Source organism: Pseudomonas sp. TH32 (genome assembly GCF_016650855.1).
Classification (GTDB): domain Bacteria; phylum Pseudomonadota; class Gammaproteobacteria; order Pseudomonadales; family Pseudomonadaceae; genus Aquipseudomonas.
Genome location: NZ_JAEKFA010000002.1, coordinates 3,003,647 through 3,017,449 on the forward strand (window position 1 = coordinate 3,003,647; position 13,803 = coordinate 3,017,449).

The 13,803-nt window shown below is 61.4% G+C and carries 12 protein-coding genes; 2 read left to right on the forward strand and 10 right to left on the reverse strand.

The window, feature by feature from the left end:
- Positions 1-62 precede the first annotated feature (62 nt).
- From JFV30_RS17540 to JFV30_RS17575, 8 genes are all read right to left on the reverse strand, one after another.
- Positions 63-1,088 carry a hypothetical protein gene (locus tag JFV30_RS17540; protein ID WP_201124748.1) on the reverse strand — a complete coding sequence of 342 codons (1,026 nt, stop codon included), beginning with the start codon at positions 1,086-1,088 and terminating at the stop codon, positions 63-65.
- A 161-nt stretch (positions 1,089-1,249) separates the two neighbouring features.
- Positions 1,250-2,605, reverse strand: a complete 1,356-nt coding sequence (locus JFV30_RS17545; RefSeq protein ID WP_201124749.1) for an MATE family efflux transporter — start codon at positions 2,603-2,605, stop codon at positions 1,250-1,252.
- 22 nt (positions 2,606-2,627) lie between these two features.
- Positions 2,628-3,191: a DUF2239 family protein gene (locus JFV30_RS17550; RefSeq protein ID WP_201124750.1), complete on the reverse strand. Its 564-nt coding sequence runs from the start codon at positions 3,189-3,191 to the stop codon at positions 2,628-2,630.
- Positions 3,192-3,241: 50 nt separating this feature from the next.
- On the reverse strand, positions 3,242-4,198 hold the full coding sequence (locus JFV30_RS17555; protein WP_169389071.1) for an AAA family ATPase: 957 nt from the start codon (positions 4,196-4,198) through the stop codon (positions 3,242-3,244).
- Between the two features lie 3 nt (positions 4,199-4,201).
- Complete coding sequence (locus tag JFV30_RS17560) at positions 4,202-5,245, reverse strand: aliphatic amidase (protein WP_201124751.1); 1,044 nt, start codon at positions 5,243-5,245, stop codon at positions 4,202-4,204.
- Positions 5,246-5,260: 15 nt separating this feature from the next.
- Complete coding sequence (locus tag JFV30_RS17565) at positions 5,261-5,608, reverse strand: FmdB family zinc ribbon protein (protein WP_201124752.1); 348 nt, start codon at positions 5,606-5,608, stop codon at positions 5,261-5,263.
- Positions 5,609-5,610: 2 nt separating this feature from the next.
- On the reverse strand, positions 5,611-6,840 hold the full coding sequence (fmdA, locus tag JFV30_RS17570; protein WP_201124753.1) for a formamidase: 1,230 nt from the start codon (positions 6,838-6,840) through the stop codon (positions 5,611-5,613).
- A gap of 927 nt (positions 6,841-7,767) precedes the next feature.
- Complete coding sequence (locus tag JFV30_RS17575; protein ID WP_169389073.1) at positions 7,768-8,238, reverse strand: Lrp/AsnC family transcriptional regulator; 471 nt, start codon at positions 8,236-8,238, stop codon at positions 7,768-7,770.
- A gap of 124 nt (positions 8,239-8,362) precedes the next feature.
- Between JFV30_RS17575 and JFV30_RS17580 the strand changes: the two genes are divergently transcribed.
- Together JFV30_RS17580 and JFV30_RS17585 are read left to right on the forward strand one after the other, a co-directional pair.
- Entirely contained in the window at positions 8,363-9,607 is a 1,245-nt protein-coding gene (locus JFV30_RS17580; protein ID WP_201124754.1) for a methionine gamma-lyase, read from the forward strand.
- Positions 9,608-9,792: 185 nt separating this feature from the next.
- Positions 9,793-10,494, forward strand: coding sequence for a helix-turn-helix transcriptional regulator (locus JFV30_RS17585; protein ID WP_201124755.1), 702 nt, complete (start codon positions 9,793-9,795; stop codon positions 10,492-10,494).
- Between the two features lie 60 nt (positions 10,495-10,554).
- Here the strand turns inward: JFV30_RS17585 and JFV30_RS17590 are convergent, their stop codons facing one another.
- Both JFV30_RS17590 and macA read right to left on the reverse strand, forming a co-directional pair.
- Positions 10,555-12,513 (reverse strand): MacB family efflux pump subunit, encoded by a 1,959-nt coding sequence (locus JFV30_RS17590; protein WP_201124756.1) that lies wholly within the window; start codon positions 12,511-12,513, stop codon positions 10,555-10,557.
- The gene (gene macA, locus JFV30_RS17595) at positions 12,513-13,667 is read right to left on the reverse strand and encodes a macrolide transporter subunit MacA (protein WP_201124757.1); all 1,155 of its coding nucleotides are present in this window, start codon (positions 13,665-13,667) and stop codon (positions 12,513-12,515) included. The genes JFV30_RS17590 and macA overlap by 1 nt, the downstream gene beginning before the upstream one ends.
- Between the last annotated feature and the right edge of the window lie 136 nt (positions 13,668-13,803).

Here is a 13,803-nt window from a genome sequence, read left to right on the forward strand (position 1 = left end):
CCACGTCGAGCTCCCGCACGGCGTGCGGGAGCGATCAACCTGGGCATTGCCTGTCAACGTACTCAGGCAGTTTTTTGCTCGGGCGAATATTTCTTGAGCAAATGATTGATGTTATCCATGTCAAACCTGTTGTCTTGGTAACCAGGTCCGGTGCCAGAGCCATTAATCCCGATATCCAACTCCCGAAGAAGCTGTGTCCGTGCAAGAAGCTCCCTGGCCAGAGCCGTCACCTCAGACGTATAGGTTTTAGGGGATTCCTTTATACCCGCCGCCTGCTCCAGCTCACCGACGTTGAGATAGTTTGGATCACCGCCCTCCCCGAGGATGTCTCCAAAGTGATCTTTTATGCCGTTGAGCAACTCGTCGGGCTTCATGGATTTATACTTGAACGCCCCAAGGTCATCCCTGGATATTTTCCCGTCAAACTTCCCGCTCTTATCGCCATCAAGCCCACTGAAAAGACCCGGCTGGTCCAATAGCGCATTGGCCAGGTTGATCTCGGCCGTGGACGCTGGAGTACCATCCGAGCGCGTTCCGGACGCGACCGAGGCAAGGGATTTATCGGTTAAGGCGCCGTCAGCGTCTGCCAGTGAACTGAAGCGGGCCAGCGCAGAATCGGCAAGTTGCGCATTACTTTTACCCGCATACGGATTTGCCTGCTCCGTACCCTTGCCAGAGTTCTCAACCCTTTGACGTTGCAGGCCATCGCCCTTTCCAGCAACCGGCAAGTTCTTTTTGGGGTCAGGCTCTTTAGGTTTTTCGCTTCTACCACCGGTCCTAAGGAATTCTTCGCTCCTGTCGATCAAGTCACCATCAAACAGGTTACGTTGGAGAACGGCCAGGGCCAGCGCCGTGATGTTGTCGGACGCAGCATTTCCGGTGTTCTTGCGGTCACCAACCTGCATTAGTTTTTCCAGGCTGACTTTGCCGGTTTTTTTATCCACGAACTGGGAGCTGTTCTTTACAAAAGCATCGGCAATGTCGTCGACCGTGGTGGTGTCATAGGCCGTCGATCGCATTGGCGCTGGCGTGGCCTGAGGGGGTGGAGGCGGGGCGAAAGTTTGATAGGTCTGGCCAACAGTACTCATGGGTTAACTCTCCAATAGATTAGACGTTGTCTCGCCCATCCGAGGCTGATGCCTACCGAACGGGATGGGCAAAACCTGTGTGGCGATCAACCAAAAAGAGTTCCGAAACTGTACAGCGCCCCGCAAGAAAACACTTCATCCCCCAGTAGGAAGCCCCTCCCTCACACCAGCCGTTTTATCTGTTTATGCCGCCAGACCAACCGGTAATACGCCGTCTGCAAACCCAGCATCGCCAGGTACGTCACCGGAAACGCCATCCACACCCCTTCCAGCCCGAACCGCGCATTGAGCAGGTACGCCACCGGCAACTCCACCCCCAACACACAAAAGATCGAAATCCCCACCGGCACCAGCACCACCCCGCTGGCCCGCATGATCCCGCCCACTACCGCCTGAAACCCAAACACCAGGATGCTCCAGAGCATGATGTGCAGCAGGTGCTCGGCCTTGACCCGCGCATCCACGTCAGTAATGAACAACCCCAGCAACCAGTGCGACAACCCATACCCCAGCACAATCAAGCCGCCGGTCAGGCACAGGTTAATCAGGATCCCGGTGCGCAGGATCGGCCCGATCCGCTCCAGTCGCCCGGCCCCGATCGCCTGCGCCCCAAGAATCGACGCGGTGATGGCGATCGACAGCGCCGGAAACTGCACATAGTTGACGATCTGCGTCACCGCCCCATACGCCGCTGTCGCCTGGGAACCATGGCTGTTGACCAGCGCCAGAATCACCAGCTCCGACAACGACAACACCACCATCTGCAACCCGGTGGGCAGGCCGATACGCAGGACCTTGCCGAGGATCACCCGGTCCAGCCGCAACGCCGCCATCAACTCGCGATCCGGCGCCATCACGTGGTTTTTATGGCGCAGGCGCAGTACCAGAAAGGTCATCGCCAGGGCATTGCCCACCAGCCCTGCCAGCACCGCGCTCTGGATGCCCATCGGCGGCAAACCCAGCCAGCCCTTGATCAACGCCGGGGTCAGCACCAGGCCCACGGTGGTCGACACCACCAGCGCCAGCAACGGCGACACGGTGTCGCTGACGCCCCGCAGCAGTTGGGTGAACAGGATGAACACCAGCAGCAGCGGCATGATCAGCATCATCATCTGCGCATAACCCACCGCGTCGTCCAGCACGTCCACCGGTGTACCCAGCGCGAGCATGGCCGGGCGGGCGAACACGCTGCCCAGCACCGCTGCGATCACCCCGATCAGGGCGCCAAGGGTCAGGGTGGCGCCGGTGATCGACTTGACCATCGAGGTTTCCTGGGCGCCCCAGGCCTGGCCGATCAGCACCGAAGCACCGGCCCCCAGGCCAATCACCAGGGCGATAAAGAAAAACACGATGGGGAACATCCCCGACACCGCCGCCAACGCCTGGGTGCCGAGCATCTGCCCGACATAGATGCCGTTGAGCGTGCCGGAAAAGCTCTGGAGGAAATTGGACAGCACCATGGGTGCCAGAAAGATCAGGTAGATCTGCCACAACGGTCGTTGCTGGGTGACTTCCATGAAGGTTCGGATCTCGATGCAATTAGGCAGGGAAAGCGTTGCGTGACAACCAGGCCAGGTACAGCTGCACATCCACCGGCCAGTGCGCAATCTTGTTGGAAAAATCAGCGCAGTCCTGGGCAAACAGGGCCCGCGAGGCTTCTTCAAACCCCGGCAGGTCGCCGCCGATGGCGCTCATGAAACGATAGCTGGATTCCTTCGCCTGGCGTCGCTGATCGTGCTCGGCATGGGCATTGCGCGCTTCATCCACCAGCCGGCGCAAGGCCGCCGAGGCGCCGCCGCGTTGTTGCCCCAGCCACTCCCAATGCCGGGGCAGCAGGGTCACTTCACGCGCGACCACGCCAAGCTTTGGTCGGCCTACGGAAGGTGACGCTGGCACTTCGGGCTCCGTCACCGCGACCGCCGGCTGCTGGGGTGCGTAACCGGCTGGCCAGGGATAGTCGACCTGGACACCGCTGGCGTCATCGAACACCAGCAAACTGCCCGCCGACAGATCGACGCTTTTCAGGTTTTTGGCGACGTCGGCATAAGAGCCGGCGGCCACGCGTTGGTGGCCAAGGAAGGCAGTGCAGTGTGATGCGCTCATGACTTTTACCCGGAATATATTATTTTACCCGGGTTATATTAGCCTGAAATTCAGGGGATGCAAGTCGCCTGTTGCGAAACTACCAAACGATCGCTGCCGACCGTCGCCCCCATGGGCCCCACACTTGGTTCGCGCAATACGCATTCGGCAATCGCCGGTTCCAGCTCGACCCGCAGCCGACGGCCCAGGGCGCGCGCACCAAAGCGCGCGTCATGGTCGCGGCACAGCCAGGCCCGCGCCGAGTCATCCAGCACCAGCGAGCGTTGCTGCGCCGCCAAGCGTTGATTGAGCTTGCCGAGTTCCACCTCAAGCAGCGCTTCAAGCCATTGATGGTCGATGGGCTCGAACATCAGGATGCGGTCGATGCGGTTGAGAAATTCCGGCTCGAAATGGCGGTGCAAGGCGTCCTCCAGCACCCCCGCTTCACCACGGCCCCACCAGCGCAGCGGAGCAAAACGCTGCCGATGCCGACGCGCCTGCTGTGCGCCGATATTACTGGTCATGAAGATCAGACTGTTGCGAAAGTCCAGGGTGCGAGCGCCGCCCGCCAATGTCAGCTGGCCGTTTTCAAGAATGCCCAGCAGGCTGCGCACCACTTCCTGGCTGGCCTTTTCCAGTTCGTCGAACAGCACGATGCCGGGGCGGCTGTAGCTGCCCTGGATCAGTTCGCTGTTGAACAGGCTGATGCCCTCCTTGCTGCCGACATAACCCGGCGGTGCGCCGGTCAGGGCGGCGGCGTAATGCTCCTGGGCCAGGGTGTGCATGTCGATACGGCAGAACCCGTCGGCCCGCCCGTGCAATGCCTGGGCCAGCAGCCGGACGATTTCCGTCTTGCCGACCCCGGTCGGCCCCATGAACAGGTTGACGCTCAACGGCCGCTCCCGTTCGCCGATGTCGGCCTTGACCACCTTGAGCAAGCCTTCCACCTGGGCCAGGGCTGCGTCCTGGCCGACAATCCGGCTGCGCAGCAAGGCCATGACCTGGGCCGGTTCAAAGGTAAACCGCATGCCTTAACCCGCCGTTTTTTCTTGACCGCCATGGGGCAGTTGCCCCACCGGGCATTCGGCGACACCGACCGTACTGCGGGTGAATGCCTCGACATTCTCCCGGGCCTTTTGCGCGTCCAGCACCCAGGTGCGGTAGAACTCGAACGGACAATCCGCCACGCCCTTGTCCCCGTCGCCCGAGGCGTGCATGCCGGTGTAGCCACGGTGCAGCAGCTTGAACAGATGGTTCTGCGACTGGTCGTTGGCCCGCGCATCGCGGATCTGCGAGACCGAGAGCTGGGCGTACTGAATGCCCATTTCTTCCTCGCCGCACTCCCCCAGGGTACGGCCATCGAAACCAATAATCGCCGAGTGCCCGAAGTACGAATACACCCCGTCGAACCCCGCCGCATTCGCCACCGCCACATAGCAGTTGTTCGCCCAGGCCATGCTCTTGGACATCTGCACCTGCTGCTCCTTGGCCGGGTACATATAGCCCTGGCAGCGCACGATCAGCTCGGCGCCTTTCATTGCGCAGTCACGCCAGATCTCCGGGTAATTGCCGTCGTCGCAGATGATCAGGCTGATCTTCATGCCCTTGGGCCCGTCGCACACGTAGGTGCGGTCGCCCGGGTACCAACCCTCGATCGGGCACCACGGAATGCACTTGCGATAACGCTGGACGATCTCCCCCAGGTTATTGATCAGCACCAGCGTGTTGTACGGGGCCTTGTGCGGGTGTTCTTCGTGGCGCTCACCGGTCAGGGAAAACACGCCCCAGGTGTTGGCCTGGCGACAGGCCGCCGAGAAAATCGCCGTTTCCTCGCCGGGAATGCTCGCCGCGGTGGCCATCATCTCGTCGTGGTCATACATGATGCCCATGGTGCTGTATTCGGGGAACACCACCAGGTCCATGCCGGGCAAACCCTGCTTCATGCCGACAATGATGTCGGCAATCTTCTTCGCGTTATCGATGACCTCGGCCTTGCTGTGCAGGCGCGGCATCTTGTAGTTCACGACAGCAACGCCGACCGTATCCGGGCTGCTGGAAATGTCGCCATGGCGCATCGCAAATCTCCTCGGTCAGTGACTGATCATCCAAGGCCGCGGCCCGGTCTTGGTCTTGAGCCCCAGCGGGTTGGCCTTGCTCGGCACCACCGGTTTGCTGGTGCCACAGCAACTGCAACCCGCCGGGTGCTTGCGCGCCTCCTGATATTCGCCGACGGTTTGTGGCGCATGGGCGCTGCGCTCGTTACCGGCGATGGCCTTGCGCTGGTTGGCCGACAGCGTGGTCAGCGCCGGCGCCGACAGCAGCAACTGCCCGCCCGGGCCGTCGCAATACGGGCACTGGCTGGGTTCGTGACGCTGGGCCATGGGCCGCAGCATCGTGAAGGTGCCGCAGGACTCACAGGCATATTCGTAGGTCGGCATGGCTACAGGTCCGGGGCGATGGGCAGGTCGATACTGCCGTCGAGGAATTTGGTCGGGCCGCTGGCGTTGGGGTTGATGTCGAACTCGAAGATCTCGGTCGGCAGCCACAACGTCGCGCAGGCGTTGGGAATGTCCACCACGCCGCTGATATGTCCCTGCACCGGTGCCGAGCCAAGCAACGCATACCCCTGGGCTGGCGAGTAGCCGAACTTGGTCAGGTAGTTGATCGCATTGAGGCAGGCCTGGCGGTAGGCGACGTTGACGTCCAGGTAGTGCTGCTGGCCCTGTTCGTCGACGGAGATGCCTTCGAAGATCAGGTAATTCTTGTAGTTGGGAGTGATCGGGCTTGGCTTGAACACCGGGTTCTTGATCCCGTACTTGGCCATGCCGCCCTTGATCAGCTCGACTTTCATGTGCACCCAGCCGGCCATTTCGATAGCGCCGCAGAAGGTGATTTCGCCGTCGCCCTGGCTGAAGTGCAAGTCACCCACCGACAGGCCGGCGCCGTTGACGTACACCGGGAAATAGATCTTCGAACCGCGGGACAAATCCTTGATATCGCAGTTGCCGCCATGCTCACGGGGCGGCACGGTGCGGGCACCGGTGGTGGCGGCATCGTCACGGGCCGAGCCCTTGAGCTTGCCCATGTGTGCAGTGGCCGCCAGCGGCGCGTTGGCCAGGGGTGGGACGCGGGTCGGGTTGGTGTCGATCAGTTCCTGCTCGCGGCGGTTCCAGTCGGCGAGCATCACCGGGTCGGGCAGGCAGCCGATCAGGCCGGGGTGGATCAGGCCGGCGAAGTTCACGCCCGGGATGTGCCGGGAGCTGGTGAACATGCCCTTGAAATCCCAGATGGCTTTTTGTGCGCTGGGGAAGTGGTCGGTGAGGAAGCCGCCGCCGTTCTGGCGGGAGAAGAAACCGTTGAAGCCCCACTGGGAATCGGCCTTGGCGCCGATGTCGAGCAGGTCGACCACCAGCAGGTCGCCGGGTTCGGCGCCGTGTACGCCCACCGGGCCGGACAGGTAATGCACGGTGGACAGGTCGACGTCGCGCACGTCGCTGGCGTCGTCGTTGTTCTTGATGGCGCCGGCGGTCCAGTCGTAGGTTTCGAGGATGAAGTCATCGCCGGGTTTGACCCAGCAGGCCATCGGGATGTCCGGGTGCCAACGGTTGTGGATTTGCTCGTTTTCGGTGACGGGTTGGTTGAGGTCGACTTTGATCAGGGTGTCGGTCATCGAGGTGCTCCCGGAGGGTGGGTTGGCTGTCGGGAGCAGTCTCGCGGGATGGGGTTGGGCGGGGAATACGTTGGATGACGTATGCGTCTTTGGGGTGGGGGGACATATCCGTTTTTTGGGTGATGGCTGATATGGGTTCCGCTCTTACAGCGGGTCACTTTTGGAAAAGAGCCCCAAAAGTAACCAAAGGGCTCTTGCCCCACCACTCGGCACCTCGCTCAGGCTCGGTGTGCCCTCACTCCGGTACTACTCCGCGGGCCGCCGCGACGGGGCGTCCCTGCCCCGTCGCGGCTAAACCGGCGTCCTGCCGGTTTACCCGCTCCGTACTACCTGCGTTCGGCCAGCGTGGTTTAACGGGGCGCCTAAGATCAAGATCAAAAGCAGATCAACAGCACAGCGGCCTACAGGCCGGCTTGAGTGGTGTGAAGCAAAGGCAAAATCAAAATCCAAAGCGAGCACGATCCCCTGTAGGAGCTGGCTTGCCTGCGATGGCCTCGCCTCGGTGTACCTGAAAAACCGAGTTGTCTGCATCGCAGGCAAGCCAGCTCCCACAGAAAAGCAGAGCTGCATCAGTTTCAGATTTGGCTTTCGCTTTTGATCTGGCTTCTACCACTCAAGCCGGCCTGTAGGCCGCTGTGCTCTTGCTTTTGATTTTGATCTGGCTCTGACTGCCCCAATAAGCCCGAGGCCGAACGCAGGGATTGAGGAGCGGGTAAACCGGCAGGACGCCGGTTTAGCCGCGACGGGGCAGGGACGCCCCGTCGCGGCGGCCCGCGGAGCAATGCCGGAGTGAGGGAACACCGAGCCTAGGCGAGGTGCCGACAGGCGGGGCAGAGCCCTTTGGTTACTTTGGGGCTTTTCCAAAGTGACCCGCTGTAAGAGCGGAACCCATATCAGCCGTTACCGCAGAAATGGATATGTACACCATCACTCCGGTAAAGGAATCACCCGCAACGGCCTCACCGACTTATAAGAAAAACTCGAATAAATCTCCTTAACACACGGCAAGCTCTGCAACACCTCCCGCGCAAACTCCCCAAACGACTCCAGATCCTTCGCCACCACTTCCAGCAAAAAATCATACCGCCCGGAAACGTTATGGCACGCCACAACCTCGGGAATCTCCAGCAACCGCTGCTCAAACGCCCGGGCAACCTCGCGGGTGTGCGTGTCCATCATGATGCTGACAAACGCCGTCACCCCATACCCCAGCGCCTTGGGCGACAGGATCGCCTGATAACCACCGATCACCCCGCTGTCTTCAAGGTTCTTCACCCGCCGCCAACACGGCGAAGTGGTCAGCGACACCCGCTCCGCCAACTCCGCCACGGTCAACCGCGCATTACCCTGCAAAGCGTTTAAAAGCGCCTTGTCAGTCCGATCCAGATGAACAGGCATATCTTGCCTCGAAACGTCATTTTTATTGTTTTTCATCCCAATCTACCGGGTTTTCCCGGCAAACTATGGAACGTTCGGCCGCAGTTATAAGCATAGCATTGTAGGAAATAAGGAGCGTCCGACCATGAAAAATAAACACAATACGTTCGGCTTTTCCACACGTGCCATCCACCACGGCTACGACCCCCAGGACCACCACGGCGCCCTCGTGCCGCCGATCTACCTGTCGGCAACCTTCGCCTTCCCCACTGCCGAATACGGCGCCGCCTGCTTTGCCGGTGAAGAGAGTGGGCACTTCTATACCCGCATCTCCAACCCCACCCTGGCCCTGCTGGAAGCGCGCATGGCCACCCTGGAAAACGGCGAAGCGGCCGTAGCCTTCAGCTCCGGCATGGGCGCGATTGCCGCGACGTTCTGGACCCTGCTGCGCCCCGGTGACGAGATCATCGTCAGCCAGACGCTCTACGGCTGCACCTTCGCCCTGCTGCACCACGGCATCGGCGAATTCGGCATCAAGGTGCGCCACGTCGACCTCACCGACCTGAACGCCCTGCGCGAGGCCATCAACCCCGCCACCCGGATGATCTACTTCGAAACCCCCGCCAACCCCAACCTGCAACTGGTGGACATCGCCGCCGTCGCCGAGATCGCCCACCAGCAACCCGGCATCACCGTGGTGGTGGACAACACCTACTGCACACCCTACTTGCAACGCCCGTTGGAAATGGGCGCCGACGTGGTGGTGCACTCGGCCACCAAATACCTCAGCGGCCATGGCGACATCACCGCCGGGATCGCGGTCAGCAGCCAGGCCCTGGCCCAGCGCATTCGCCTGCAAGGGCTCAAGGACCTGACCGGCGCGGTGATGTCGCCCCAGGACGCCGCCCTGTTGATGCGCGGCCTCAAGACCCTGGCCCTGCGCATGGACCGCCATTGCAGCAACGCCCTGGCCATCGCCGAAGCCTTGCAGGCCCATCCCCTGGTGGAATGGGTGACCTACCCCGGCCTGCGTTCCTTCCCGCAGTACGAATTGGCCGCGCGGCAGATGAAGCAGTCCGGCGGCATGATCGCGTTTGAACTCAAGGGCGGCATCGACATGGGCCGACGCTTCATGAACGCCCTGAAGCTGTTCACCCGGGCGGTAAGCCTCGGGGACGCCGAGTCACTGGCCCAGCACCCGGCCAGCATGACCCACTCCACCTACACCCCGGAACAACGCGCCCACCACGGGATTTCCGAAGGGCTGGTGCGGCTTTCCGCCGGCCTGGAAGATGTCGCCGACTTGCTCGCCGACGTTGCCCAGGCACTGAACGCCTGCGCCGTGAAGCCCAAATCCCGGGCGATGCAACAAAACGTTCATCACGCTTGAAGTAAATTCACCAGCAGGCGCGACGTTTATCAATAGCCCGGCCTGAAAAGGTCGGGCTTTTCCCGTTGCGCCCTGCACCGCAAAAAATTTGATCCATTCATTGGCCCGTTTGCGACAGCCTGTACTAGCATACGAGGCGGCAGTCATGGATATCACTGCCCTGTACGCCGCCCTCCTTGAAACTCATGGATGAAATGATGAACTCACACCTGTTCCCTCACATTGGCAAAGTCATCGCCAGCACCGGCAGCCGGCACTTCCCGCGCATGCTGCACGACCTGATCCTCACCCAACTGGCGGTCGACGCCACGCACATCACCCAGATGCCCGTGAGTTCAAAGGCACACGCCCCGCGCAAGGCCGGCAGTGCGCGCGTGCAGGGCATCAGCCCGGTGTACACCGACCCGGTGCTCGAACTGGACGAGGCCCAGGCCGCCGCACAACTGCACCTGACCCGGCGCAAGGATGACGTCAGCTACGTGCTGTCGGTGTATCGCGCCAACCCGTCACAGAGTTTTTCCCAGCAGGAACGGATCATCCTGCAAGACTTCTCCTCCCTGCTGCTGCCCATGGTTGAAAAGCATATCAGTGCCCTGCAACCCACTGGCCCGGACAGCGAAGCACCGCAGCAACAAGGCATCCACACCTTGCGCCGGCGCTTTGAAGAACGCCTTGCGCAATCGGGGCTGGCCCTTTCCAGCCGCGAGCTTGAGGTGTGCGTAGGGCTGCTGGCCGGGCGTACCGCACCGGAACTGGCGGAGCAACTGGCATTGAAGGTCAACACCATCGAGAGCTACCTCAAGCGAGCGGCGATCAAGATGGGCATCAGCGGCCGGCATTCGTTGATGCGATGGATGTATTCCGCAGAAGAAAACACAGCTCTCTAGAACACCGAGGAACAAATGTGGGAGCAAGCCCGCTCCCACATTTTTTGATCTCTGCCCGGCCTAATCCCGCGCCAAGGCCTCGATTGGATCCAGCCGCGCCGCATTCCTCGCCGGTACAAACCCGAACACAATCCCGATCAGCGTCGAGCATGCAAACGCGGTCACCACCGAGCCCAGGGAAAACACCATTTCCCACTCTTTCACAAACAACGAAAACAGATAGCCAATGGCGAATGACAGCGAGATGCCGATCATCCCGCCAATCAGGCAGACCATCACCGCTTCCACCAGAAACTGCTGGCGAATGTCCGATTGCCGTGCGCCCACCGCCATGCGAATCCCGATCTCGCGGGTGCGCTCGGTCACCGACACCAGCATGATGTTCATCACCCCGATGCCGCCCACCAGCAATGAAATCACCGCAATCAACGACAGCAGCAACGCCAGGGAACGGCTGGTTTTCTGCACCGTCTGCATGATGCTGTCGAGGTTGTTGGTAAAGAAATCCTTGGTGCCGTGGCGCTGCAACATCAGCTTGGTGACGTTCTCTTCCACCACCTTGCTGGGCTGGCCGTCCTTGATGCGCACGGTGATGCTGTCCAGATGGCGCTGGCCCAACAGCCGCCCCGCCGCCGTCTCATACGGCACCCACACGTTCAGCGCCTTGCTGGCGGCGAACATGTTTTTGTTGTCCGCCGTCACCCCGATCACCGTGCACGGCAGGCTGCCCACCAGGATCACCTGGCCCAACGGATCCACGCCAGGGCCGAACAGACGATGGCGCGTGTTGTGGTCAATCACCACCACCTGGGCCTGGCGCCGGGCGTCGCTTTCACTGAAGGTAATCCCGGCCTCGAGCTTCAGGCCCTTGACCTGGAAATAGCGGTCGCTGACGCCGTTGACCTGGGCGTCCAGGTCGATGTTGCCGTAGCGCAGCAACAGGTTGCGCCCCACCACCGGCGTGGCGCTGTCGACGTAATACAGCTGGTTCAGCGCGTCCACATCCGACGGCAACAGCGTCTCGATGGCCGAGGCACGGCTGTCACCGAAACTCTTGCCGGGAAAGATATCGATGGTGTTGCTGCCAATGGCCTGGATGTCCTTGAGCACATAACGCTTGGCGCCTTCGCCGATGGCCGAGATCGACACCACCGACGTGATGCCGATGACAATACCGAGCATGGTCAACAAGGTGCGCATGCGATGGGAAATCAGCGCGACCCAGGCCATGTTGAAGGCCTCCTTGAACAGCCCGAGGCTCGCCACCAACTTGCGCGCACCGCTGCGCTTGGGCTCGATGGGCGCCTCGGTGGGCAGGTCCAGGCCGACACTGTCATTGGCGCGGTCACTGACAATCTCCCCATCGCGCACCTCAATGATCCGCTGGGCATTGGCCGCCACTTTCGGGTCGTGGGTGACGATGATCACCGTGTGCCCGGCGGCGTGCAGCTCGGCCAGGATGCGCATCACTTCCTTGCCGCTGTGGGTATCGAGAGCGCCGGTGGGTTCGTCGGCGAGGATCACCTCCCCGCCGTTCATCAAGGCCCGGGCGATACTCACCCGCTGTTGCTGGCCGCCGGACAGCTGACTCGGGCGATGGGTCAGATGCCCCGACAAACCCAGTCGCGTCAGCAGCTCCCCTGCCCGGCTATGCCGCGCGGTTTCCGGTGTACCGGCATAAATCGCCGGCATCTCCACGTTGTGCAACGCGCTCAGATGCGCCAGCAAGTGGTAACGCTGAAAGATAAAACCGAAGTAGTCGCGGCGCAGCTCCGCCAGTTGCTCATCACCCAGGGTGCGGGTTTCGATGCCATTGATCTTGTAGCTGCCGGCCGTGGCGTAGTCGAGGCCACCGAGGATGTTCATCAGGGTGGATTTACCCGAACCCGAGGCCCCGGTGATCGCGACCATTTCCCCGGCATGGATGGTCAGGTCGATACCCTTGAGGGCAATGAATTCGCGGTCACCGGCCATGAAGCTGCGGACGATGCCTTTAAGCTCCAACAGTGGCTGAGTCATCAATCAGCCCCCGCCACGGCGGGCGACGGGTCGCCGATCACCACTTTGTCGCCTTCGGCCAGGCCATCGAGGATCTGCACCTTGACGTTGTTGTTGATGCCGGTCTGCACCTGCCGCGTGTTGGCCTTGCCCTTGGCGTCCACCACCCGCACGGGGAAACTGCCGTCGGCATTACGCGGGCCAAGTGCGGCCACCGGCACCGTCAGCGCCGCCTTGGCGGTGTCGAGCACGATGCGCACCTGGGCGGTCATGGCGATGCGCAGGCGGTGGTCGGGGTTGGGTACGTCGAACAGTGCGTTATAGAACACGGCTGTGTTTTGCTTGGGCGTGCCGGCGGTCTGGGTTTCGAGGAAGTTTTGCGGGGCCGGTTCGGTGCCGCGCAGCTTGGCGTAGTAGCGCTTGTCGGCCTCGCCGAGGATGGTGAAGTACACCTGCTGGCCGGGGCTGATGTGGATCACATCGGCCTCGGAGACCTGGGCCTTGACGGTCATGGTGTCCAGGTCGGCGAGCTTGAGCAGCACCGGCGCCAGTTGGCTAGCGATCACGGTCTGGCCTTCCTGGGTGACGATGCCCACCACATCGCCGTCGATGGGCGCGACGATGCGGGTGTAGGCCAGGTTGATCTTGGCGGTGTCGATCTGGATATGGGCGCTTTTGATCTGGGCGTCGAGGGACAGCAGGTTGGCGCGCTGCACTTCATAGTTGGACTCGGCGGTCTCGAAGTCCTGGCGGGAGACGGATTCGTCTTCTTGCAGGCCCTGATAGCGTTCGTAGACGGATTTGGTTTCCTTGAGTTGAGCGGCGGTGGCGCGGCGTTGGGCCTGGAGGTTTTCTTCATCGACCTCGGCTTTGCGCAGGGTGTTTTGCAGGATCAACGGGTCGATTTCGGCGAGCCATTGGCCCTTCTTGACCTTGTCGCCGACCTTGACCTTCAGGGACTTGAGCTGGCCGGAGACCTGGGCGCCGACGTCGACCTGTTTGACGCCTTCCAGCAGGCCGGTGGCCAGGACGGCGTTTTCGATGTCACTGCGTTCGGCGGTCGCGGTCAGGTATTGCGGCGCGTCTGCGGGGGCCTGCACGGTATAGATGATCAGGCCCGCTGCGACGGTCAACACCAGGGCCAATCCTGCTTTTCGATACTTTGACTTTTCCATAAATGACCATGAGAGGTGTTGAAGTTGTCCGGCTTTTGGCTCGGGGTACATATCCGTTTTTTTGGTAACGGCTGATATCGGTTCCGCTCTTACAGCGGGTCACTTTTGAAAAGCGCAAAAGTAACCAAAACGCTCT

Excerpts from the sequence above, each read along its gene's own strand:
- JFV30_RS17540 (WP_201124748.1), bottom strand. The coding sequence starts at position 1,088 with ATGAGTACTGTTGGCCAGACCTATCAAACTTTCGCCCCGCCTCCACCC.
- JFV30_RS17545 (WP_201124749.1), bottom strand. The coding sequence starts at position 2,605 with ATGGAAGTCACCCAGCAACGACCGTTGTGGCAGATCTACCTGATCTTT.
- JFV30_RS17550 (WP_201124750.1), bottom strand. The coding sequence starts at position 3,191 with ATGAGCGCATCACACTGCACTGCCTTCCTTGGCCACCAACGCGTGGCC.
- JFV30_RS17555 (WP_169389071.1), bottom strand. The coding sequence starts at position 4,198 with ATGCGGTTTACCTTTGAACCGGCCCAGGTCATGGCCTTGCTGCGCAGC.
- JFV30_RS17560 (WP_201124751.1), bottom strand. The coding sequence starts at position 5,245 with ATGCGCCATGGCGACATTTCCAGCAGCCCGGATACGGTCGGCGTTGCT.
- JFV30_RS17565 (WP_201124752.1), bottom strand. The coding sequence starts at position 5,608 with ATGCCGACCTACGAATATGCCTGTGAGTCCTGCGGCACCTTCACGATG.
- fmdA (WP_201124753.1), bottom strand. The coding sequence starts at position 6,840 with ATGACCGACACCCTGATCAAAGTCGACCTCAACCAACCCGTCACCGAA.
- JFV30_RS17575 (WP_169389073.1), bottom strand. The coding sequence starts at position 8,238 with ATGCCTGTTCATCTGGATCGGACTGACAAGGCGCTTTTAAACGCTTTG.
- JFV30_RS17580 (WP_201124754.1), top strand. The coding sequence starts at position 8,363 with ATGAAAAATAAACACAATACGTTCGGCTTTTCCACACGTGCCATCCAC.
- JFV30_RS17585 (WP_201124755.1), top strand. The coding sequence starts at position 9,793 with ATGGATGAAATGATGAACTCACACCTGTTCCCTCACATTGGCAAAGTC.
- JFV30_RS17590 (WP_201124756.1), bottom strand. The coding sequence starts at position 12,513 with ATGACTCAGCCACTGTTGGAGCTTAAAGGCATCGTCCGCAGCTTCATG.
- macA (WP_201124757.1), bottom strand. The coding sequence starts at position 13,667 with ATGGAAAAGTCAAAGTATCGAAAAGCAGGATTGGCCCTGGTGTTGACC.